The sequence below is a fragment of the Agrobacterium sp. ST15.16.024 genome (assembly GCF_027956545.1).
Taxonomy (GTDB): Bacteria; Pseudomonadota; Alphaproteobacteria; order Rhizobiales; family Rhizobiaceae; genus Agrobacterium; species Agrobacterium cucumeris.
In genome coordinates this window covers 677,127-694,615 of sequence record NZ_JAQKGO010000001.1, presented here as the reverse complement: position 1 = coordinate 694,615, position 17,489 = coordinate 677,127, and the positions used below count along the sequence as shown (strand labels likewise).

Here is a 17,489-nt window from a genome sequence, read left to right as displayed (position 1 = left end):
TGGCCTGCTTCTTGGCGTGCTCCATGCCTTGCCCGATAGCCTGCCCTTTGCCGGGCGGGGCGCACATTATTCGTCGCGCGCCTTATGGTTCCGGAAATAGGCAAAACCAACGACGATGACAAGGGCCAAGGCCAAGCCATACCACGTTATCGCATATTGCAGGTGATTGTTGGGCAAATCTATCAGCGTCACGCCACCCTGCGGCCAGCCGCCGGGATTTTGCGCATTGTCGGCATCCACGAAGAGGTTGACCAGCCGGTTGGATGGGATATCGACGCTCGAGGCCATCACCGCCAGATCCTTCCAGTAGAAGATGTTCTTGGCGATATCGTTATCCGGCAGCAGGGAGGAGGGTTTTGCGACCAGCGGCGCGCGGGCCAGCCCTGTTATTACCACCTCGCCCGTTACCTGTCCTTCGGCCCGTTTGGCCTGTTCCTTCATCTCGAAGGGCACGAAGCCGCGATTGACGAAAAGGATGCGGCCATCGGCAAGCGTCAGCGGCGTATAGATGTAATAACCGGTTCGGCCCTGATGGGTGGCGAAGAAATGGCGCTCGCGGCCGTGATCGAACGTGCCTGAGAGCCTGACCTTGCGATATTCGATATCGCCGCCGCTTTTCGCCATTGCCTCGATATCGGCAAGCGGAACCGGGCTCGCGCTCAGCCGCTCCTCGATATCGGCCATAAGCGCTTCTTTCCAGTAAAGCCGTTTCACCTGCCAGGTGCCGAGCCCGAGAAGGATGGCAAGCGCCAGCAGCACCAGCGGCGCGGCGAACCAGACCCGTCTGTCCGCCGCCTTCATGTGGGAAACCTCATTCACGATCAAGCCTGCCTTCGCTTGCATTGTTGCGGTATTGCAGCGCAATCATGATGCCCTTGAGCTTGCGCAGTAGCACGAGCGAGACAATCACCGTAAACGGCAACCAGAGCATGACATGCACCCAGACGGGTGGCGCAAAACGCTGGTCGAACCACAGCGCCAGCCCGACAACCAGAAAACCGACGATCAACATGACGAAGACCGCCGGACCATCACCCGCGTCAGCGAAACCATAATCCAGCCCGCAGGCGCTGCAGGCCGGTTTCGGCGTCAGGAAACCGTCGAACAGCCGGCCGTTGCCACAACGCGGGCAGCAGCCTTTCAAGCCCACCTTGATGGGATCAACAGGCGCAAAATTGCCGTTTGATGGTTCTGACATGATGACCTCCCGCGAAGTTGCCTGACCCCTCGTCCGTCCGCCTCGGGCTTGAGCCGACGACCCACGATTTCAACGGGCTATGGATCCTCGAGACAAGCCCGAGAATGACGTCCAATCTCCTGGAAGCTTGCCTCAGAACCCGGGCACTTGTTTGTTGCGAGCCGGCGCCGCGACTTTCTTCTCCCCGCCGGGGAGAAGGTGGCCCGGAGGGTCGGATAAGGGGGCGAGCTATCGGTCTATCTTCACCGTAGCCCCCTCATCCCGCTGCCGCGGACTTCTCCCCGGCGGGGAGAAGAAATGTGCGGTACCCGCTCGATTCAGAAGCAACGTGGTAGACGATCCGACGTCGTTTAACCGTGAACCGGCGCGCCCCAGCCACCCCAGATGTAGATGGCGAAGAACAGGAACAGCCAGACAACGTCAACGAAGTGCCAGTACCAGGCAGCCGCTTCGAAGCCGAAATGCTGCTTGGGCGTGAAACCGCCGGCAATGGCGCGGAACAGGCAGACCAGAAGGAAGATCGTGCCGACGAAGACGTGGAAACCGTGGAAACCGGTGGCCATGAAGAAGGTCGCGCCATAGATCGAGTTCTTGAAATCGAACGGGGCGTGAATGTATTCGTAAACCTGCACGGTGGAGAACAAAACGCCGAGCGCCACGGTGAGCGCGAGGCCGCTGATCAGGCCCTTGCGGTCATTGTGCAGCAGCGCATGGTGCGCCCAGGTGACGCAGGTGCCCGACAGAAGCAGGATAACGGTGTTGTAGAGCGGCAGGTGCCAGGGATCGATGACCTCGATACCCTTGGGCGGCCATTGACCGCCGGTATATTCAAGGCGGGACGCCTGAATGGCCTCATGCGGGAAGAGGCTGGCATCGAAATAGGCCCAGAACCACGCCACGAAGAACATCACTTCCGAAGCGATGAACATTATCATGCCGTAACGCAGATGCAGCGACACGACGCGGGTATGGCTGCCCTCATTGGCTTCCTTGATCGTATCCGCCCACCACGCATACATGGTGTAAAGCACGATGACGAGACCGATATAGAAAAGCCAGGGGTTGGCGAGTTCCGCACCGAACAGCTTGAACGAGCCGCCCGACAGGTAACGCATGTAACAGACGCCGCCGAAGGTCAGGATGAAAGCGCCGATCGAGGCCAGAAGCGGCCAGGGGCTTGGGTCTATGATGTGGTAGTCGTGGTTCTTCTGATGCGTGTCTGCCATTGCGACAATCCCCTGGTATCTCTTCCCTGATCCGGCCTCAAGAAGGCCAGATCTCCTCTCACAATTTGCTTTCGCCAGATTCGGTCTTTACCGGCAAGGACGCAACCGGTTTTTCGGTTTTGGCCGGATAAAACGTATAGGACAGCGTCAAAGTATGAATGCTCTTGGTTTCGCGCGCCGTGGCGATGTCGGGATCGACAAAGAAAACCACCGGCATTTCCAGTGTTTCGCCCGGCTGCAGCGTCGTTTCGGTAAAGCAGAAACACTCCACCTTGTTGAAATAGGCGCCCGCCTCCATCGGAGTGACGTTGAAGACCGCCGTTCCCGTGGTCGCCACGGGCGAGCGGTTGGTCGCCTTGAACGTCACCTGCACCGTTTCGCCGATCTTCGGCTTGACCATCCTGTCGACCGGCTGGAAATCCCAGTTGAGGCCGTTCGACGTGTTGGCGTCGAAGGTGACGTTGATGGTCTTGTCGAGGATGACGTCGGAATATTGCTCGACGCGCTGGGTCGTGCCGTTATAACCGGTGACGCGACAGAACAGGGTGTAGAGCGGCACGGCGGCATAGGCCATGCCGATCATGGCGCAGAAAAATACGAGACAGAGCACCAAGATGGAGCGATTGCTCACCCGTTGCCTGCCGGTTCCCACCGTCTGCGTTTCCATATTCGCCATGTCCTCCTCCTCTCCCCTCAATCAGCCCTTAATGCGAGCCGATCTTGATGATGGTGATGATGTAGAACAGCACCACCAGACCGGCGAGCAGGACGCCGAGCGCGATGTTGCGTCCGCGTCTCGACTTTTTCTGCGCCGCGCTCAGTTCCACCGTTTCCATCACAGAACTCCCGAAATCACGGCCTTCAGGGCCGGAGCGAAATGATCGGCCAGAAGGCCGGAAAAGATGGCGAAGAGGTAAAGCACCGAATAGGCGAACATCTTCTTGGCGGGCAGCATCTTCTCGTCACCCTCGGGCATGCGCCGTACATCGAGCGAACAATAAACGAAGATAGCGCTCAGCACCGCGGCGAAAATGCCGTAACCGGCGCTTGCCAGACCCGTGAAATACGGCGCGACGGCAGCGGCCGCCGTCAGCACGGCGTAAACGATCATCTGGTTTTTGGTGGAGCGCTCGCCCGCCACATTCGGCATCATCGGAATGCCGACGGAGCCGTAATCACGCATCTTGAACAGCGCCAGCGCCCAGAAATGCGCAGGCGTCCACAAAAAGATGATGAGGAACAGGATGACGCTATCAAGCGAAACGCCGCCGGTGACGCAGGCCCAGCCGAGCATGGGCGGGAAAGCGCCGGCAGCACCGCCGATGACGATATTCTGCGGCGTCGAGCGCTTCAGCCACATCGTATAAACGACGGCGTAAAAGAAGATGGTGAAGGCGAGCAGGCCGGCGGAGAACCAGTTGACCGCAAGGCCGAGGATGACCACCGAAAAGGCTGACAGCGTCAGCCCGAAGGCCAGGGCCTCACGCGGCGCGATGCGGCCCGAAGGGATCGGCCGTTTTGCGGTGCGGCTCATCACGGCATCGATATCGGCATCGTACCACATGTTCAGCGCGCCGGATGCGCCAGCGCCGACCGCGATACAGAGAATGGCGATGAGCCCAAGCACCGGGTTGATTTCGCCCGGCGCCAGCACGAGGCCCGCAAAGGCCGTGAAGACGACCAGCGACATGACGCGCGGTTTCAGCAATTCGAAATAATCGCGCGCGCCGGCTTCCGAGAGTTCGGAGCTTTCAACACCCAGCATGTCGCGATTGTCGATAACGGTCATTTCCTGTCCTGTTTTCCTTCAGATGCCACTTGCCGCGACATCCCTTGCACCGGCCCGAAAACGAAGGTGATTTCCGGCATGCGCGATGCGTCAATTCATTGGGTCCGAACGTTTCGGCATGGGCGGCATCGGCCAAAACCGATACCATTCCCCCGGCCTGTCGCCGCGCCCACCCCGCCATTCGTCTGCGCCTGCTCATTCATAAAGGCCAAACTTGGCATTTATCACATCCGGGCATGTATCATGTCGGACGTCAGGCTTCGCTTGGACAAAATGTCACGCGGCAATGGACCAACCCGCCTTTGGAAACGGCACGGACGCAACCACGCCGTCCCCTGTTTCAGCAACCGGAATGCGCGAGCAGCGCCCGCGCCTTCCGGTCCGGTATTCAGCGAATGCGCGGAAGCTGTTCCCACTGGTGGTAAGGCGGCGGCGAAGACAGCTGCCATTCGAGTGTCGTCGCACCCTCGCCCCAGGGGTTGTTGCCGGCGATCCGCTTCTTGGCGAAGGCTTCCCAGACGCCGAAGAGGAAGATGCCAACAGCAACGGCCGAGATATAGGAGCCGTAAGACGACACCAGGTTCCAGCCGGCATAGGCATCGGGATAATCGATGTAGCGGCGCGGCATGCCGGCGAGACCGAGGAAGTGCTGCGGGAAGAAGATCAGGTTCACGCCGACGAACATGACCCAGAAATGCAGCTTGCCGATGAACTCGCTATACATGTAGCCGGTGATCTTCGGGAACCAGTAATACCAGCCGGCGAAGATCGCGAAGACTGCGCCGAGCGACAGAACGTAGTGGAAGTGGGCCACGACGTAATAGGTGTCATGCAACGAGCGGTCGAGACCGGCATTGGCGAGCTGCACACCGGTGACGCCACCGACCGTGAAGAGGAAAATGAAGCCGATCGCCCAGATCATCGGGGTCGAGAAGGTCAACGAACCGCCCCACATGGTCGCGATCCACGAGAAGATCTTGATACCTGTCGGCACCGCGATGACCATGGTTGCGAATACGAAATAACGCTGCGCTTCGAGCGACAGGCCGACCGTATACATGTGGTGCGCCCAGACGATGAAGCCGACCGCGCCGATGGCGACCATGGCATAGGCCATGCCGAGATAACCGAAGACCGGCTTCTTGGAGAAGGTGGAAATGATGTGGCTGATGATGCCGAAGCCGGGCAGGATCAGGATGTACACTTCCGGGTGGCCGAAGAACCAGAACAGATGCTGGTAGAGGATCGGATCACCGCCGCCTTCCGGCGAGAAGAATGCCGTGCCGAAGTTACGGTCGGTCAGAAGCATGGTGATGCCACCTGCCAGAACCGGCAAGGACAGCAGCAGCAGGAATGCGGTGACGAGAACCGACCAGGCAAACAGCGGCATCTTGTGCAGCGTCATGCCCGGGGCGCGCATGTTGAGAATGGTGGTGATGAAGTTGATGGCGCCAAGGATCGAAGACGCGCCGGCAACGTGCAGCGAGAAGATCGCCAGATCCACCGCCGGTCCCGGCATGCCGCTGGTCGATAGCGGCGGATACATGGTCCAGCCGCCGCCCACACCATAAGCACCCGCCGGGCCTTCAACGAAGAGCGACAGGAGCAGCAGGATGAAGGCCGGAACGATCAGCCAGAAGGAAATATTGTTGAGGCGCGGGAAAGCCATGTCAGGAGCGCCGATCATGATCGGGATCATCCAGTTGGCAAAACCGCCGATCATCGCCGGCATGACCATGAAGAAGATCATGATGAGCGCATGCGCCGTGGTGAACACGTTGAACATGTGCTTGCCGCCGTCGATGGCAGCATCGCCCTCGAAGCCGTAAACCATGGACGCCAGACCGTGGAAGATCTGGATGCCCGGCTCCTGCAGCTCCATGCGCATGACAACCGAAAGGCCGCCGCCGATGATGCCCGCCATGATGGCGAAGATCAGATACAGCGTGCCGATGTCCTTGTGGTTGGTGGACAGGAACCAGCGAGCGAAAAAGCCCGGCTTATGGGAATGATCATGAGAATGATCGTCATGCGCATGCGCATCGTGTTCGGATTGACCATGCGAGTGATGATCGTCGTGTGCGGAAGGTCCAGCCATTGTCGTCACTCCAGTCGTCAGTTGGTTTCGTTGGCGGCAACGTCAACCGTGCGCGGAGCGCCGTCGACGGAGGCCATCAGCGCCCGGTTCGCGCCGTTCAGATCTGAAGCGGCGGCGGCGTGCCAGGCATTGTACTGCTGTTCGGAAACCACCCGAATGGCGATGGGCATGAAGGCGTGGTCCTTGCCGCAAAGCTCGGAACACTGACCGTAATAAAGGCCTTCCTTCTCCGGCTTGAACCATGTTTCGTTGAGACGACCCGGAACGGCATCGATCTTGACGCCGAAAGCGGGCATGGCGAAGGCGTGGATGACATCGGTCGGAGCCGCCGTCACCAGAAGGCGAACGGTCTTGCCGACCGGAACGACCATTTCATTGTCTACCGCAAGAAGACGCGGATAGCGGGCCTTGTCCTCCTTGCCCGCAGCAGCGCGATCCTGCTCCTTCAGCAGATAGCTGTCGAAGGAGAGCGGCTCTGCGCCCTCGGCCGCGGCATATTCATAGCTCCACAGCCATTGCGTGGCGGTCGCCTTCAGCGTCAGGTCCGGGTTTTCCGGCTGGGTCAGCTGCGCGTTCAGAAGATTGAACGAAGGGAAAGCAAGGAACAGGAGAATGAGCACCGGCGCCAGCGTCCAGACAACCTCGATCGCCGTATTATGGCTGGTCTTGGAAGCCACCGGATTTTTCGCGGCGCGGAACTTCAGGGCAACGATGATGAGCAGCACAAGAACGAAAAGCGTAACCGGAACAATGAACCAAAGCGTATATTGTTCGAACCAGCGTATTTCGTGCATGATCGGCGTGGCGGCCTCCTGCATGCCCATTTGCCAATGCACCGGCTGATCGGCGTGGGCGCCGACAGCCGTGAGCAGACAGGTCATCCCCGCCAATGCTGCGTAAATCCTATTCCTCACGGTACCCTCTCCCTCACGCGTCTGATCTAGATCAATCACAGACGCAGAATCCATGCTAATGGTACTAACTTCAAACCACAGTTTGTCCTCTGCCGCAATATGCGTCGGGACACGGATGCCAGCCAATTTTGCCATTGGTCAATTGGCGGTCGACTTTCCCGCACTCCGCACCCCGATGGATAGGCCGCGACCGCTTTCAAACAGTCAGAATGCGGCACAGGCCCTTCTTTCAGAGGGTTTTGTGGCCTGCCAGCCGAGGCCGGAGGTGGGGTGGCGGGCGGAGAAATTACGCACATGAACAAAGCGGAAAGGTCCTATTTCCGCCCAACTCCGCTGGAATTGAGGTTCCAAGGCTTTTTTTTCCGGATTATGGCGTCAAAATAGCCGCACTGATTCGAATCCCAGAGGTATCCATGCGTCTTTCCCCGCTCGCGCGCACTTTTCTTGCCGCCGCCGGTCTTGCCATCATCGCCCCCGCCGCTGCGGCGCTGGCGCAACAGCAGCCGCCCGGCACGCCGAAGTCGACGCATGGCGCATGGTCCGTCATCTGCGACAAGCCGGCCGGCGCGTCGGAAGAGCAATGCGCCCTGATGCAGAACGTCATTGCCGACGACCGCCCGGAAGTGGGGCTTTCGGTGGTGGTGCTGAAGACCGCCGACCGCAAGTCGCGCATCCTGCGTATCCTCGCGCCGCTTGGCGTTCTGCTGAAGGATGGCATGGAGCTTTATATCGACAATAATAATATCGGCCGCGCCTATTTCACCCGCTGCTTCTCCGAAGGCTGCTATGTGGAAGTGGATATTGACGACGAGCTGCTGAAGGTTCTGCGCGCTGGCAAGGCCGCCGTTTTTGCGCTGCGTGAATCCGTCGATCAGGACCGCGTCGGCATTCCGATCGAGCTGACCGGCTTTGCCGAAGGCTACGACGCACTGCCGTAACGCCTCGTCATCAACGGGCAGCCTTGCGTCTGCCCGCTCCAGTGCCTAAATCGGTCATTGAACGATAATGACTGGAGCCTCCCATGACCGACGATCTTGTAAAACTCTTCGATTGCGATGAAACGCAATTGCGCAAGCTCGTCGGAGAGGCGCTCGTCGGCGCTGACGATGGCGAGCTGTTCATCGAACATGCCCAGGCCGAATCACTGACCTTCGACAATGGCCGGCTCAAGGGCGGCTCCTTCAACACCGATCAGGGTTTTGGCCTGCGCGCCGTTGCCGGCGAGACGGTGGGTTACGCCCATGCCGGCGAGCTTTCCGAAGGCGCGCTGAAGCGCGCTTCGGATGCAGTCGGCGCCGTCACCCGCGGTTATTCCGGCTCCTATGCCGCCGCACCCCAGCGCACCAACAAGAAGCTCTATGGCGACGAAAACCCGATCGGCAGCCCGAGCTTTGAGGAAAAGGTGAAGCTCCTCACCGATATCGATGCCTATCTGCGTGATAAGGACGAAAACGTTCGGCAGGTGACGGCGACGATTTCCGCAAGCTGGCAGGTGGTGGATATTCTGCGCGCCGATGGCCATCGCGTCAGCGATATCCGCCCGATGACCCGCATCAATATTTCCGTCGTTGCCGGCGAAGGCGACCGGCAGGAAAGCGGCTCCTACGGCATTGGCGGCCGCGTCGGCTTCGGCGACTTCATTACCACGGAAAGCTGGCAGCGTGGCGCGGATGAAGCGCTGCGCCAGGCGCTCGTCAACCTGACCGCCATTGATGCACCTGCTGGCACTATGGATGTGGTGCTCGGCTCCGGCTGGCCGGGCGTGATGCTGCATGAGGCCGTCGGTCACGGTCTGGAAGGCGATTTCAACCGCAAGAAGACCTCGGCCTTTGCCGGCCTGATGGGCGAGATGGTGGCCGCCCCCGGCGTCACCGTCGTGGATGACGGTACCATCGACAGCCGTCGCGGTTCGCTCACCATCGACGACGAAGGTACGCCATCCGCTTATAATGTGCTGATCGAGAATGGCCGGCTGGTGGGCTATATGCAGGACCGCCAGAATGCCCGGCTGATGGGCGCAAAGGCCACCGGCAACGGCCGCCGGCAGGGTTATTCGCATGTGCCGATGCCGCGCATGACCAATACCTACATGTTATCAGGCGACAAAACGCCGGAAGAAATCATCGCCTCGGTCAAGAAGGGCATTTATGCCGTTTCCTTCGGTGGCGGACAGGTGGATATTACATCAGGCAAATTCGTGTTCGGCTGCACCGAGGCTTACCTCATCGAGAACGGCAAGATCGGCGCGCCGGTGAAGGGCGCCATGCTGATCGGTAACGGACCTGATGCGATGAAGCGCGTCTCGATGATCGGCAATGATTCCAAACTGGATACGGGCATCGGCAATTGCGGCAAGGCCGGGCAATGGGTGCCGGTCGGCGTTGGCCAACCGCATCTGCGCATGGACCAGATCACCGTTGGCGGTACGAAGGCGTAAGGAATTCGGAGTTTGGATCACTGCGGTCTGTCCCAAATTCCGTCATACCGGCCCTGAGCCGGTATCCAGCCGACGCGCGTCTGCGCGGCGAGAAGAGTCTTGTCCGCCCCAGGACTTGGGCTGGCCGAATGCCGGATTCAGTCCGGCATGACGGCAGAGAGAGTTGCGGTCACGCGAAATGTTGAGCCTGCCGCAGCAATCCCAGCCCATAACCTTGCACATGGCTGCCATGATGAGGTTTCCTCTGGCACCTCACCGAGAAGACGATAAGATCACCCTCACGGCAGGCCCTCCTCCCACCGCCGGGCCTGCGCGGCACAAGGAGACCATGACCATCATACGCAATGCCCTCGTCCCGGAACTTGCCGTCACCGACTGGCTGAAAAGCCGCGCCTTTTATTGCGACCTGATCGGTTTTCATGTGGTTTATGAGCGGCCCGAAGAGGGCTTCGCCTATCTTGCGCTCGATGAGGCACAGGTGATGATCGACCAGATCGGTGCGACCCGGACCTTCGTGGCTGATAATGCCGGGCTGGAATTTCCGTTGGGCCGCGGCATGAACCTGCAACTCGCCGTTCCTTCCCTGCAACCCATTCTGACGCGGCTGGAGCGGTCTTCGATCGACCTCGTCCTGGCGCCGGAAGAGAAGTGGTACAGGCGCGGCACGGTCGAGGTCGGCAATCGGCAATTCATCGTCGCCGATCCGGACGGTTATCTGATCCGCCCGTTCGAGAGCCTGGGCGAACGCCCCTTCCGGTTCGGTTGAGCCCATGCTGCCCTTTCGCCCGCATGCGGTTGTTTTCGACATGGACGGATTGCTGATTGAAAGCGAGGTGCTTTATCGCGATTCATTTCTGGCGGCTTCGGAGGAAGGCGGCCATGGAATGCAGGTCGAGACCTATCAGAAGGTCTGTGGCAGTCCCTGGGATGTCATCACCGGCACCATCTTTGCCGATTACGGCGCGGATTTTCCCATGGATGCTTTTCGCGACGCGTGGCTGCGGCATCTCGGTGTGATGATGGCGGAGGGTGTGGCGCTGAAACCCGGCGTCGCCGAAATCCTCGATCTTCTCGACCGGCTGGATATCCGCCGCGCCATCGCAACATCTTCGCAGCACACATCGGTTACACGCCATCTCGGCCCTTACGATCTTCTCAGGCGCTTCGACACCATCGTGGCGCGCGGCGATTATACCGAACCGAAACCCGCACCCATGCCCTATCTCACTGCCGCAAAGCGCCTCGGCCTCGAGCCGGGCCGCTGCCTGGCGCTCGAGGATTCCTATTCCGGCGTCCGCTCCGCCTCTTCGGCCGGCATGATGACGATCATGGTGCCGGATGTGGCGCCGCCGACCGAGGAAATGCGGGAAAAGTGCGTTGCCGTCATGGGCGATCTCCATGCGGTGGCAGACATGCTGCAAGACGCACGGCTTTTACGGCTCTGAAAAGTGAGCCATGGTATGAATGCGCGTCACACGCCTTTCGCCATTTGGACTTATAGCAGAGGTCGTAGCGGCCGGAACGCCGATATTGGTCAGGCGCCTCCGTCGGCGCATCCATAACCGGAGTGGTCATGCAGCTTGTCGCCGTGTCGCTCGCGACGCTTATATTGCTCGCTCTCTCCGCGTTTCAGATCACCCTCGCCGCCGGTGCGCCTTTCGGCCGTTTTGCCTGGGGCGGCGCAAGCCGTGTGCTGCCGGTCAGGCAAAGAATTGCAAGCGTCGCTTCTCTTGCGATCTACGGCCTTATGGCGTCTTTTCCGCTGCAAAAGGCGGGCTTCGCAACGATCTGGCCGGCAAGCTGGATCGAACCCGGTATCTGGATCATCGCCTGCTATCTTGCGGTGAGCATTGGATTGAACGCAATGTCGAAGAGCCGCGCAGAACGGCTGGTCATGACCCCGGTAGCCGCCGTTCTTGCGATCCTGTTCTTTATCGTCTCGCTGTCATAAAAACACCAGACCAAAGGCACGATGCCGCAACGATCGAGCCTTCTCAGCGGATCGTCAGCTCCCGGGCCTGAAACGCCATTTTCGCTCGATCGCTCCTTCAATATCGAGACCGTTATAATGGGCCAGCAACAGCACATGGCCGAGGAGATCAGCGGTTTCGTCGGCCAGATCCCGCTTCATCTCCTCTTTGCTCCTACCCTTGATGCGCCCGCGCCCCGTCAGCCGGTTCCAGGCCTGCGTGACTTCGCCAACCTCTTCCTGAAGCTTCAGCATGTACCAGTCCGGATCGCGGAATATTCCGTTTTCGGCGGCATATTTTTGCGAGGCCTCTTCAAACCGACGCATCGTGTCAGCAAACATTTGTTCATCCTTTGTTCGTGCGCTACAACTCTAACCACGATTCTCCGGCCGCGTCGATCCGAAAGGATGTTTCGCGACCCTGAACGGAAATCTCCGCGACAGATGCCCGCCGTCGCGATAGGAACAGTCATTCGAAACAGTGCCGTCACCCATGCCTTATCTCGATTTTTTCTCGTCCCTCATCACCGCCCATAGCCCGTCGCTGCTGGCCATGTTTGCGGGTGCGGCGTTTCTCGCCGGTCTCGCCCGCGGCTTTTCCGGCTTCGGCGCAGCGTTGATCTTCATTCCGCTGGCAAGCGCGATCGTCGGGCCGCGCATCGCGTCAGCGGTTCTGCTGGTGGTGGACGGCGTGTTGACGCTTGGCATGATACCGCCAGCCTTTCGCATGGCGGACCGGCGTGAGGTTTTCACCATGGCGGCAGGCGCACTTGTCGGCGTGCCGCTTGGAACCCTGCTGCTTTCCCATGGCGATCCGTTGACCCTGCGCTGGATCATTTCCACCGTGGTCGTTGTGCTTCTGTTATTTCTGCTGTCCGGCTGGCGGTATAGCGGGCGGCCGAAGACGCCTCTGACACTGTTTACCGGATTTCTGGCCGGGCTGTTTTCGGGTGCGGCGCAACTGGGTGGGCCGCCCGTGGTTGCCTATTGGCTTGGCGGGGCGCTCAAAGGCGCCTTCGTGCGCGCCAATGTCATTCTTTATTTCGCGGTTTCGACCGTGATTTCGACGGCTAGCTATTTTTTCGGTGGTCTTTTCACCGCCGATGTCTTCGTTTTTTTCCTGCTGGCCCTGCCGTTTTACGGGGCGGGTCTTTATGCCGGCGCGCGCCTGCACGGATTTGCCGATGAGGCCGCATTCAGACGCATCTGCTACGGCCTGATCGCCATTTCCGCCGTCATCGGCCTGCCGCTGTTCGATTCGCTGTTGAAATAGGCAGGCCGCACCGGCCTGCCCTCCCCGCCTTCAAGGATACATACGAACCTTCGACCATGGCGCATCCGGCGTCTCGCGGCGGAATTCGACACGGTCATGCAGGCGGAACTTGCGGTCGTGCCAGAATTCGATGCTGACCGGGCGAATGCGAAAACCGGACCAGTGGGCCGGGCGCGGAATATCGCCGATGGCATATTTGGCGGTATATTCGGCCACGGCCTTTTCCAGCGCGAAACGGCCTTCCAGCGGTCGCGACTGCTTGGACGCCCAGGCGCCGATGCGGCTGCCGCGCGGGCGGGAAGCGTAATAGGCATCCGCCTCCGCATCCGTGACGATCTCCACCTCGCCGCGCAGACGCACCTGCCGTCTCAGGCTTTTCCAGTGGAAACACATGGCCGCTTTTTTCTGGCCAAGGATCTCGCGGCCCTTCTGGCTTTCGAAGTTCGTATAGAAAACGAAGCCGCGATCATCGACGTCTTTCAACAGCACCATGCGCACATTCGGCAGGCCATTTTCATCGACGGTTGCGAGCGCTACCGCGTTCGGATCGTTGATTTCGGAAGCCGTCGCATCCTTCAGCCATTCGGCAAAAAGGGTGAAAGGTTCATTTTCTTCCGTGAAGTCACTGGATGTTAACCCCGTTTCCGACATATTGACTAAAATGCTCCCGAGCTGATTTGGACCCCAGAGATGATTTCTGGCGAAAGATGGTGACCGTCATAGCAAAGTCGAACAGTCGAACAAAGGGCCTCCTTTCGTCGATCGCGGAAGTTTCCGCCGTCGTGTCCATGCTCGTGGTGCTGAGCGGTTGTGTCAGCCTCGATCTCTTCGGCGGCGACAAGGTCGACCGCTCGCTCTCCACGGCCTCCGTTCCCAACCAGCAAAATAATGGCCAGCAGACCGATGATGCGACCATCCGCAACGCGGTAACATCGGCCGATCTTGCCAAACTTGCCGACCAGCCGCTGCCCTGGGCCAATGCCTCAACCGGCAGCGCCGGCGTCGTGACGGCCATTCACGAAGACAAATCCAGCGGTTTCGTCTGCCGCGATTTCAGGACGACGCGCCACTCCTTCGAAGGTGTGGCCGCGTATTCCGGACAGGCCTGCCTCTCGGAAACCGGCGAGTGGTTGATGACCCGCTTCGAGCAGAAATAATCTATTTACCTTGGCGCATGGAATAAGCCCGGCCACCCCGCGCCGCGCTTCCTGCGTAAAGGAGTGATTAGCAACTTATTGCAACAGTCGACGTTGATTAAACCGAGGGCGTGTACGTGAATGATCGCGGCATCCCTTTTCGGAGGGGTTAGTTTCAGGATTGCGCCATGAACGGCGGCAGACTGAGCCAACGTAACTGGTGTTTCGCATGCGCGATCCATATTCGATCCTCGGCGTGAAACGTGACGCCCGCCATGAGGAAATCAAGGCTGCCTGGCGCACGAAGGCGAAAACCGTCCATCCGGACGCCAATCGCGACGATCCCGATGCTTCGGCGCGATTCGCCGAAGTCGGGCAGGCTTATGACCTTTTGAAAGACCCCAAGAAGCGCGATCTTTACGATCAGGCCCGCCAGGCGGCCGAGAAGAAGAAGCGCGGCGAAACCATCATGCAGCAGCGGGAGGCAGCGCGCGAGGCTGCCGAACGCGCCAAGGCGGCTGAGAAGCTGATGGAGGAACTGGCCCGCGCCGATGCCCGCAACCGGGCGCAGACCGGCCAGAAAACCGACGGGAAACCTGAGACGGCCGAGGATATCGTCGAGCGTATTTTCGGGGCCGATGCGCAGAACGACCCCAAGGTGCAGCAGGCGGCGGAAGCGGCCAAGGCTGCGGCCAGCGGCACAAAAAGCGACATTCCGGGGACGGGTGAGACGGCACAACCGGCCGCCACTGACGACAAATACACGCCCGCCTCGCTTGCCGGCAATCTCTTCAGCGCCCTTGTACGCCGGTTCCGCACGCCGCAGCCGGTTGCGGAAAAGGCACCTGACATTACGGCCGAAGCCACCATCACGGTTGCCGATCTTCTAGAGCGCAAATGGGTTACCATCGGGCTTGCCGAAGAGCGGGAAGCCCGCTTCCAGCTGGAACCCGGCATGACCGACGGCCATGTGGTGAGGTTAAAGGGACAGGGGCTGAAACTTCCCGGCATGGCGCGCGGCGATCTTGCCGTGACGTTGCTTGCCGCACGCGACGACGCCTTTTCCATTCGCGGCTTCGATATTCACACGACTTTGCCGATCTCGCTTGGTGATGCGGTTCTGGGCTGCGAAACGAAAGTCCGCACTCCGCTTGGCGAAGAAAATCTCAGCATTCCGGCCTGGTCTGGCTCGGACCGCGTGCTGCGGCTTGCCGGCAAGGGCCTTGCCGATGGCAAGGGTGAATATGGCGATCTCGTCATCGAATTGCGCATTGTTCTGCTCGAAAAGCCGGATGAAAAGGTGACCGACCTCATGCGCCACATGCGCGAAGGCCTCTATTTGTGAAAGTTTTGCGAATAGCCGGGACAACGCACCCTTTGTTACGTTCCCTAACAGTTGATGATCTTTGGCAATCTTGAACAGGATTGCAGCCTATGCCATAGGCAGGATCAATCGAAAGTATCAGGGAGCATAAAATGGCTCAGGCATCCGGCCTCATGGCTGGCAAACGCGGCCTCATCATGGGCGTCGCCAATAATCGTTCAATCGCTTGGGGCATTGCAAAGGCCTGCGCGGATGCAGGTGCGGAACTCGCACTCACATGGCAGGGTGACGCGCTGAAGAAGCGTGTCGAGCCGCTCGCACAGGAACTTGGCGCCTTCATGGCTGGCCACTGTGACGTGACGGACCTCGAAACGATCGATGATGTTTTTGCGTCGCTGGAAAAGCACTGGGGCAAGATCGACTTCGTCGTGCACGCCATTGCGTTTTCCGACAAGGACGAGCTGACGGGTCGTTACCTCGACACCAGCCGCGACAATTTCAACCGCACCATGGATATTTCCGTGTTTTCGCTGGCCGCTGTCGCCAAGCGTGCGGAGCCCATCATGAATGATGGCGGCTCGATCATCACGCTCACCTATTACGGTGCCGAGAAGGTCATGCCGAACTACAACGTCATGGGCGTGGCCAAGGCCGCTCTTGAGGCCAGCGTGCGTTATCTCGCCGTCGACCTCGGCAATCGCGGTATCCGCGTCAACGCCGTTTCCGCCGGCCCGATCAAGACGCTTGCCGCTTCCGGCATCGGCGACTTCCGCTATATTCTCAAGTGGAACGAATATAATGCGCCGCTGAAGCGCACTGTTTCCATCGAGGAAGTCGGCAAATCGGCGCTTTACCTGCTGTCCGATCTTTCGACCGCCGTGACCGGTGAAATCCACCATGTCGATTCCGGTTATCACACTATCGGTATGAAGGCGGTGGATGCGCCTGACATTTCGGTGGTGAAGGACTAACCATCAGGAATGCTTGAAACAGGGGTATCGCCTTGCTCGTCTATGTGATCCGGCACGGACAAACGGACTGGAATGCGATACGCCGGCTTCAGGGCCAGAAAGACATTCCGCTCAATGATTTCGGCCGCCAGCAGGCGGTCGGCAATGGCAGGCTGCTCGCCCATTTGCTCGGCGAGCAGGCCACGGATTTCGACTATGTGGCAAGCCCGCTTGGGCGCACGCGCGAAACCATGGAACTGATGCGCGGCGCGATGGGTCTCGACCCCCTTGCCTACCGCACCGACGACCGCCTGATCGAAGTTTCCTTCGGCGACTGGGAGGGGCAGACGCTGCCGGAACTCAAAAAAGAGTTTCCCGACCGGGTGAAGGCGCGCAAGGCCAACAAGTGGGATTTCATTCCCCCCGGCCAGGACGCCGAAAGCTATGAAATCCTCTCCTGGCGCATCGGCGCATGGCTCTCCTCCGTGGACAGGCCGACAGTCTGCGTCTGCCACGGCGGCGTCATCCGCTCGATCTTCCGGCTGGTGTCCGGCATGGACAAGGATGAGGCCTCGCGCACGCAAATCCCGCAGGACCGGATTTTGAAGGTCGAGATCGACGGGAACAGTGCGGAGTGGGTGTCGTGAGGGATCACCGGGAATAGCCCTCGGCGGCGTCTTTGAGACGCTTGTATATTCGCAGGACGGTGCCGCATATTTCTTCTCCCCGCCGGGGAGAAGATGGCCCGAAGGGTCAGATGAGGGGGTGACGTTGCCGGATTTCGGAGAGCTTGCCCCCTCATCCCGCTGTCGCGGACTTCTCCCCGGCGGGGAGAAGAAACAAGGTGCAAACGCTCATTTCACAACGGCGGTTTTAGGATGATGATGCGTAAACCCGAGCCGCCTTACTCAACGACCTGAAGATCGTCGACCACGCGTTTCCCATCCACTTCCGTGTAGAAAACCACGACCTTCACGCCCGCCTTCAAACCTTCGAAGTTGAACTCTTCCGGCACGCGATAGGTCTTGCCGTCGTTGAGCGTAATGCTCAGCCCGTTCGCATCGATCTTGCTGATCGTGCCTTCCACATCGACGCTCTGGGCGAAGCTGTTGATCGGCATCAGCAGGTTGGCGGTGGCCAGAAGGGCGGCAATCATCATACGCATCGATCTAGCT

The 17,489-nt window shown here is 59.7% G+C and carries 21 protein-coding genes; 10 read left to right on the top strand and 11 right to left on the bottom strand.

Annotation, left to right across the window (positions count from 1 at the left end; translation table 11 throughout):
• Positions 1-66 precede the first annotated feature (66 nt).
• The 8 genes from PL640_RS03360 to coxB all read right to left on the bottom strand — a co-directional run bounded on the left by PL640_RS03360 (position 67) and on the right by coxB (position 7,192).
• The gene (locus PL640_RS03360; protein ID WP_271361446.1) at positions 67-801 is read right to left on the bottom strand and encodes an SURF1 family protein; all 735 of its coding nucleotides are present in this window, start codon (positions 799-801) and stop codon (positions 67-69) included.
• A gap of 10 nt (positions 802-811) precedes the next feature.
• Entirely contained in the window at positions 812-1,198 is a 387-nt protein-coding gene (locus PL640_RS03355; protein ID WP_052817424.1) for a DUF983 domain-containing protein, read from the bottom strand.
• 350 nt (positions 1,199-1,548) lie between these two features.
• Positions 1,549-2,424, bottom strand: coding sequence for a cytochrome c oxidase subunit 3 (locus PL640_RS03350; protein ID WP_142839229.1), 876 nt, complete (start codon positions 2,422-2,424; stop codon positions 1,549-1,551).
• A 58-nt stretch (positions 2,425-2,482) separates the two neighbouring features.
• Positions 2,483-3,100 carry a cytochrome c oxidase assembly protein gene (locus PL640_RS03345; RefSeq protein ID WP_142839228.1) on the bottom strand — a complete coding sequence of 206 codons (618 nt, stop codon included), beginning with the start codon at positions 3,098-3,100 and terminating at the stop codon, positions 2,483-2,485.
• A gap of 28 nt (positions 3,101-3,128) precedes the next feature.
• Positions 3,129-3,260, bottom strand: a complete 132-nt coding sequence (locus tag PL640_RS03340) for a hypothetical protein (protein ID WP_003521105.1) — start codon at positions 3,258-3,260, stop codon at positions 3,129-3,131.
• A complete protein-coding gene (locus PL640_RS03335) occupies positions 3,260-4,213 on the bottom strand; it encodes a heme o synthase (protein WP_142839227.1) in 954 nt (317 codons plus the stop codon). The genes PL640_RS03340 and PL640_RS03335 overlap by 1 nt, the downstream gene beginning before the upstream one ends.
• A gap of 388 nt (positions 4,214-4,601) precedes the next feature.
• Positions 4,602-6,311, bottom strand: a complete 1,710-nt coding sequence (ctaD, locus tag PL640_RS03330) for a cytochrome c oxidase subunit I (protein WP_142839226.1) — start codon at positions 6,309-6,311, stop codon at positions 4,602-4,604.
• A gap of 17 nt (positions 6,312-6,328) precedes the next feature.
• Positions 6,329-7,192, bottom strand: coding sequence for a cytochrome c oxidase subunit II (gene coxB / locus PL640_RS03325; protein WP_305765180.1), 864 nt, complete (start codon positions 7,190-7,192; stop codon positions 6,329-6,331).
• A 446-nt stretch (positions 7,193-7,638) separates the two neighbouring features.
• On the opposite strand from coxB, the gene PL640_RS03320 reads away from it, so the two are divergent.
• The 5 genes from PL640_RS03320 (at position 7,639) to PL640_RS03300 (ending at position 11,613) form a co-directional block, all read left to right on the top strand.
• The gene (locus PL640_RS03320) at positions 7,639-8,163 is read left to right on the top strand and encodes an invasion associated locus B family protein (protein WP_003494243.1); all 525 of its coding nucleotides are present in this window, start codon (positions 7,639-7,641) and stop codon (positions 8,161-8,163) included.
• A gap of 83 nt (positions 8,164-8,246) precedes the next feature.
• Complete coding sequence (gene tldD, locus PL640_RS03315; protein ID WP_271360788.1) at positions 8,247-9,662, top strand: metalloprotease TldD; 1,416 nt, start codon at positions 8,247-8,249, stop codon at positions 9,660-9,662.
• Positions 9,663-9,990: 328 nt separating this feature from the next.
• A complete protein-coding gene (locus PL640_RS03310) occupies positions 9,991-10,428 on the top strand; it encodes a bleomycin resistance protein (protein ID WP_110757604.1) in 438 nt (145 codons plus the stop codon).
• Between the two features lie 4 nt (positions 10,429-10,432).
• Positions 10,433-11,107 carry an HAD family hydrolase gene (locus PL640_RS03305; RefSeq protein WP_271360787.1) on the top strand — a complete coding sequence of 225 codons (675 nt, stop codon included), beginning with the start codon at positions 10,433-10,435 and terminating at the stop codon, positions 11,105-11,107.
• A gap of 128 nt (positions 11,108-11,235) precedes the next feature.
• On the top strand, positions 11,236-11,613 hold the full coding sequence (locus PL640_RS03300) for a hypothetical protein (protein ID WP_271360786.1): 378 nt from the start codon (positions 11,236-11,238) through the stop codon (positions 11,611-11,613).
• Positions 11,614-11,667: 54 nt separating this feature from the next.
• Here the strand turns inward: PL640_RS03300 and PL640_RS03295 are convergent, their stop codons facing one another.
• Positions 11,668-11,973: a MazG nucleotide pyrophosphohydrolase domain-containing protein gene (locus PL640_RS03295; protein ID WP_271360785.1), complete on the bottom strand. Its 306-nt coding sequence runs from the start codon at positions 11,971-11,973 to the stop codon at positions 11,668-11,670.
• 151 nt (positions 11,974-12,124) lie between these two features.
• Between PL640_RS03295 and PL640_RS03290 the strand changes: the two genes are divergently transcribed.
• Positions 12,125-12,904, top strand: coding sequence for a sulfite exporter TauE/SafE family protein (locus tag PL640_RS03290; protein WP_161991142.1), 780 nt, complete (start codon positions 12,125-12,127; stop codon positions 12,902-12,904).
• Between the two features lie 30 nt (positions 12,905-12,934).
• Here the strand turns inward: PL640_RS03290 and pdxH are convergent, their stop codons facing one another.
• Positions 12,935-13,555, bottom strand: a complete 621-nt coding sequence (pdxH, locus tag PL640_RS03285) for a pyridoxamine 5'-phosphate oxidase (protein WP_142839221.1) — start codon at positions 13,553-13,555, stop codon at positions 12,935-12,937.
• 56 nt (positions 13,556-13,611) lie between these two features.
• Between pdxH and PL640_RS03280 the strand changes: the two genes are divergently transcribed.
• The 4 genes from PL640_RS03280 to PL640_RS03265 all read left to right on the top strand — a co-directional run bounded on the left by PL640_RS03280 (position 13,612) and on the right by PL640_RS03265 (position 16,961).
• Positions 13,612-14,061: an RT0821/Lpp0805 family surface protein gene (locus tag PL640_RS03280; RefSeq protein WP_142839910.1), complete on the top strand. Its 450-nt coding sequence runs from the start codon at positions 13,612-13,614 to the stop codon at positions 14,059-14,061.
• A gap of 208 nt (positions 14,062-14,269) precedes the next feature.
• A complete protein-coding gene (locus tag PL640_RS03275; protein ID WP_271360784.1) occupies positions 14,270-15,385 on the top strand; it encodes a DnaJ C-terminal domain-containing protein in 1,116 nt (371 codons plus the stop codon).
• Between the two features lie 131 nt (positions 15,386-15,516).
• Positions 15,517-16,335 carry an enoyl-ACP reductase FabI gene (gene fabI, locus PL640_RS03270; protein ID WP_271360783.1) on the top strand — a complete coding sequence of 273 codons (819 nt, stop codon included), beginning with the start codon at positions 15,517-15,519 and terminating at the stop codon, positions 16,333-16,335.
• 32 nt (positions 16,336-16,367) lie between these two features.
• A complete protein-coding gene (locus PL640_RS03265; RefSeq protein WP_110757313.1) occupies positions 16,368-16,961 on the top strand; it encodes a histidine phosphatase family protein in 594 nt (197 codons plus the stop codon).
• Between the two features lie 257 nt (positions 16,962-17,218).
• Here PL640_RS03265 and PL640_RS03260 read toward each other — a convergent pair whose 3' ends face one another.
• Entirely contained in the window at positions 17,219-17,479 is a 261-nt protein-coding gene (locus PL640_RS03260) for a DUF1344 domain-containing protein (protein WP_006309807.1), read from the bottom strand.
• Between the last annotated feature and the right edge of the window lie 10 nt (positions 17,480-17,489).

What these genes read in the sequence shown, in the direction of transcription:
- PL640_RS03360 (WP_271361446.1), bottom strand. Translation starts at nt 801, where the DNA reads ATGAAGGCGGCGGACAGACGGGTCTGGTTCGCCGCGCCGCTGGTGCTG.
- PL640_RS03355 (WP_052817424.1), bottom strand. Translation starts at nt 1,198, where the DNA reads ATGTCAGAACCATCAAACGGCAATTTTGCGCCTGTTGATCCCATCAAG.
- PL640_RS03350 (WP_142839229.1), bottom strand. Translation starts at nt 2,424, where the DNA reads ATGGCAGACACGCATCAGAAGAACCACGACTACCACATCATAGACCCA.
- PL640_RS03345 (WP_142839228.1), bottom strand. Translation starts at nt 3,100, where the DNA reads ATGGCGAATATGGAAACGCAGACGGTGGGAACCGGCAGGCAACGGGTG.
- PL640_RS03340 (WP_003521105.1), bottom strand. Translation starts at nt 3,260, where the DNA reads ATGGAAACGGTGGAACTGAGCGCGGCGCAGAAAAAGTCGAGACGCGGA.
- PL640_RS03335 (WP_142839227.1), bottom strand. Translation starts at nt 4,213, where the DNA reads ATGACCGTTATCGACAATCGCGACATGCTGGGTGTTGAAAGCTCCGAA.
- ctaD (WP_142839226.1), bottom strand. Translation starts at nt 6,311, where the DNA reads ATGGCTGGACCTTCCGCACACGACGATCATCACTCGCATGGTCAATCC.
- coxB (WP_305765180.1), bottom strand. Translation starts at nt 7,192, where the DNA reads ATGACCTGTCTGCTCACGGCTGTCGGCGCCCACGCCGATCAGCCGGTG.
- PL640_RS03320 (WP_003494243.1), top strand. Translation starts at nt 7,639, where the DNA reads ATGCGTCTTTCCCCGCTCGCGCGCACTTTTCTTGCCGCCGCCGGTCTT.
- tldD (WP_271360788.1), top strand. Translation starts at nt 8,247, where the DNA reads ATGACCGACGATCTTGTAAAACTCTTCGATTGCGATGAAACGCAATTG.
- PL640_RS03310 (WP_110757604.1), top strand. Translation starts at nt 9,991, where the DNA reads ATGACCATCATACGCAATGCCCTCGTCCCGGAACTTGCCGTCACCGAC.
- PL640_RS03305 (WP_271360787.1), top strand. Translation starts at nt 10,433, where the DNA reads ATGCTGCCCTTTCGCCCGCATGCGGTTGTTTTCGACATGGACGGATTG.
- PL640_RS03300 (WP_271360786.1), top strand. Translation starts at nt 11,236, where the DNA reads ATGCAGCTTGTCGCCGTGTCGCTCGCGACGCTTATATTGCTCGCTCTC.
- PL640_RS03295 (WP_271360785.1), bottom strand. Translation starts at nt 11,973, where the DNA reads ATGTTTGCTGACACGATGCGTCGGTTTGAAGAGGCCTCGCAAAAATAT.
- PL640_RS03290 (WP_161991142.1), top strand. Translation starts at nt 12,125, where the DNA reads ATGCCTTATCTCGATTTTTTCTCGTCCCTCATCACCGCCCATAGCCCG.
- pdxH (WP_142839221.1), bottom strand. Translation starts at nt 13,555, where the DNA reads ATGTCGGAAACGGGGTTAACATCCAGTGACTTCACGGAAGAAAATGAA.
- PL640_RS03280 (WP_142839910.1), top strand. Translation starts at nt 13,612, where the DNA reads ATGGTGACCGTCATAGCAAAGTCGAACAGTCGAACAAAGGGCCTCCTT.
- PL640_RS03275 (WP_271360784.1), top strand. Translation starts at nt 14,270, where the DNA reads ATGCGCGATCCATATTCGATCCTCGGCGTGAAACGTGACGCCCGCCAT.
- fabI (WP_271360783.1), top strand. Translation starts at nt 15,517, where the DNA reads ATGGCTCAGGCATCCGGCCTCATGGCTGGCAAACGCGGCCTCATCATG.
- PL640_RS03260 (WP_006309807.1), bottom strand. Translation starts at nt 17,479, where the DNA reads ATGCGTATGATGATTGCCGCCCTTCTGGCCACCGCCAACCTGCTGATG.